Here is a 2,732-nt window from a genome sequence, read left to right as displayed (position 1 = left end):
TACGGCCCGACGCGGCGTGTCCCCGCACCCGGCACCCGCGGGTCGGTGCGGCGGCAGCACTGCGCGGCGCGCCTCTCGCCTCCGTGCAGCGCGCGCCCGCAGCTCAGCCGGCCCACACCACCACGGCGACCAGCAGTGCCGAGACACCGGGCCCGGCCCAGGCCGTGACGGTGCGCCCGGCCGGGTGCAGCGGCAGCCCCCGGCCCCGCAGCACCGCGACCGCCAGCGCTGCGGCGGCCGGTGCGAGCGCGAGCCCCCACACCCAGCCGCCGACCGAGGCCCACGGGCCCCGGTTCCACAGCAGCACCAGCCCGAACACCGCGGTCAGCAGGCCGTCGGCGATCGGCAGCAGCGCACCCTCCCGCAGCGCGCGGCGCAGCGCGAGCAGCGAGAAGAGCGCCGCGATCGCGGCCGGCGCCCACGCGAGCAGGTCCGCGCCGTCGTCGGACGGGGGTGTGCCGAACAGCAGGGTGCGGGCGACCGGTTCGACCCCGGCGGTGGTGTCGCCGAGCACGACGACCGCCCGCCCGCCCTCGCGGTCGAGGGCCAGCATGCTGCTGAACCCGGCGGTGCCTCCGTTGTGCCAGACGTAGGGGTACCGGGCGCCGTCGGCGCCGGTGGCCCCGCTGGTGACCCAGATCCAGCCGATCGACGTGCCGGGGTCGTCCTGCGCGGTCGGGACCAGCGCGCCGGTGCCGGGTGCGGCGCCGGTGAGCTGGGCCGCGGCCCAGCGCGCGAGGTCGTCGACGGTCGAGAACGTGGAGCTCCCGGCGGGCAGGTAGCCCTCGCCGGCCCAGCGGGGCGCGGGGCGGCCGTTGTCGCGGTGCCCGGGGACCGCGGTGTCCGGGACCTGCGCGCCGGTGGCGGCGAAGCTCGTCGAGGTCATGCCGAGGGGCCCCGTGATCCGGTCCGCGACCAGCTGCGGGTACCCGTCGGCGCCGGCGGCGCGGACGACCGCGGTCCCGAGCAGCGCGACGCCGAAGTTGGAGTACGTCGGCGGCTGCTGCGGGTCCACCGCGGCGGTGCGGGCGTCGTCGAGGAGCTGCGCGGTGGTCGTCGACGCGTACGGGTTCAGGTTCACCGTCGTGGCCAGGGCCCGGGCGGCGGCGGTCGCCCCCAGAACCGGCAGCCCGGAGCGGTGCTGGGCGAGCGAGGCGAGCGTGACCGCGCCCGCCGGGGTGCCCGTCAGCTCCGGCAGTGCGCGCTCGAGCGGGTCGTCGGGGCGGACCTCGCCGCGGGTCACCGCGTCGGCGAACAACGCGGCCGTGAACGTCTTGGTGACCGACCCGATCTCGAAGGGGGCCCCGATGTCCGCGGGGCCGAGCCCGGAGGTGGTGACCGTCGTCGGCGTGACCTCGGCGACGGCGAGCGACCGGTAGCCGCCGTGCCCGCCCGCGGCAGCCCGGATCCGCTCGGCCAGGGCCGGATCGCCGGTGGTCTGCGGCCCGAGCCGTCGGTGCTCGGGGCCGGCGACCACGCCGACGAGCACCGCCAACACGGCGGCGACAGCGGCGGCGGTCCCGATGCGGCGTCCGACCCCGGCGGGCGCGGAGGTGGTGGCGGTCATGGCGGGTCCTCTCAGCGGTGCGCGGCCAGGACGGTGACCAGCAGCGGGACGACCCGGGCGGCCGGGACCTCGTAGTGGCCGCGCCGGGTCGAGGCCAGCCAGCCGGCGGCGACGAGCTGGCGCAGGTGGTGGTGCAGCTGGCCGGTCGTGCCCACCGAGGGCTGTTCCAGCAGCTCGGCGGTGTTGTGCACGCCACCCAGCACGTGCTGCAGGATCGCGAGCCGCGCGGGGTGGGCGAGCGCGTCGAGGGTCGCGCTCAGCTCGGGCCAGTCGGCGTCGAGCAGGACCTCGCCCGGGCGGGCGTACTGCCAGCGGACGGTGCCCTCGTCGCCGGGGAGCCCGACGCTGCCGGCCATCAGCACCGCGCCGGGGCTGCGGGCCTCCAGCCCGGTCAGCGCCCACAGCGCGTCGTCGTCGGGGACGGCGGTGTCCGCGGGCCCGACGGCGTCCGGTCGGTCGGCGGCCCGCAGGGCCTCCTGCAGCTCGACGACGGCCTGTTCGACGGCGCGCAGCCGCTCCTCGATGCCGCTCACGCACCTCAAAATACGGAAGTACGTGGAAACGCACAAACGACTTTCAGGCGAGCCCGTACTCGATCGCGTGCCGGACGAGGGCCGCACGGCCGGGCACCTCGAACTTGCGCAGCAGCCGCTGCACGTGGTTCTCGACCGTGCGCGGGGACAGCACGAGCCGGGCCGCGATCTGCCTGGCGGTGAGCCCCTCGACCACCAGCCGCAGCACCTCGGACTCGCGCGGGCTGAGCTCGGGCACCGCGTGTGTGGGGGCCGCGACCGACTCCAGGACGACGTCGGCCAGCCCCGGGGAGAACGCGGGACGCCCGGCGGCGGCCGCGGCGGCGACGGCGGCCAGCTCCCGGGGGTCGGCACCGGTCGCGACGCCGGTCGCCCCGGCCCGTACCGCGTCGAGGACCCGGGCGTGGTCGGCGACCGCACAGGCGACGGCGAGCACCGCCGCGTCCGGCACGCGGGCGAGCACGGCGGCGATCACCGCGGGCGCCACACCCTCGGGGCCGGTCAGGTCGACCAGGACCAGACCGGGCCGGGCGCGGTCGACCGCAGCCGCGGCCCCCTCGGCGGGCGCGGGCGGCACGTGGGCCACGACCTCGACCCCCCGCGGCCCCACCGGCCCCCCCACCGCCACCGCC

The 2,732-nt window shown here is 78.1% G+C and carries 3 protein-coding genes; all 3 read right to left on the bottom strand.

Annotated elements, in window-relative coordinates; all coding sequences use genetic code 11:
* Positions 1 to 103: 103 nt before the first annotated feature.
* Positions 104 to 1,567, bottom strand: a complete 1,464-nt coding sequence (locus tag NH602_RS29890) for a serine hydrolase (RefSeq protein WP_253069569.1) — start codon at positions 1,565 to 1,567, stop codon at positions 104 to 106.
* A gap of 11 nt (positions 1,568 to 1,578) precedes the next feature.
* A complete protein-coding gene (locus NH602_RS29885; RefSeq protein ID WP_253069568.1) occupies positions 1,579 to 2,100 on the bottom strand; it encodes a helix-turn-helix transcriptional regulator in 522 nt (173 codons plus the stop codon).
* 43 nt (positions 2,101 to 2,143) lie between these two features.
* Positions 2,144 to 2,732, bottom strand: a 589-nt coding sequence (locus tag NH602_RS29880; RefSeq protein WP_253069567.1) for a response regulator transcription factor, incomplete at its 5' end; no start/stop codon positions are given.

This window comes from Pseudonocardia sp. McavD-2-B (assembly GCF_024124365.1).
In the GTDB taxonomy this organism is placed as follows: Bacteria; Actinomycetota; Actinomycetes; order Mycobacteriales; family Pseudonocardiaceae; genus Pseudonocardia; species Pseudonocardia alni.
Note: the sequence above shows the minus strand (reverse complement) of the source record. Positions and strands in the feature narration are given on the sequence as shown.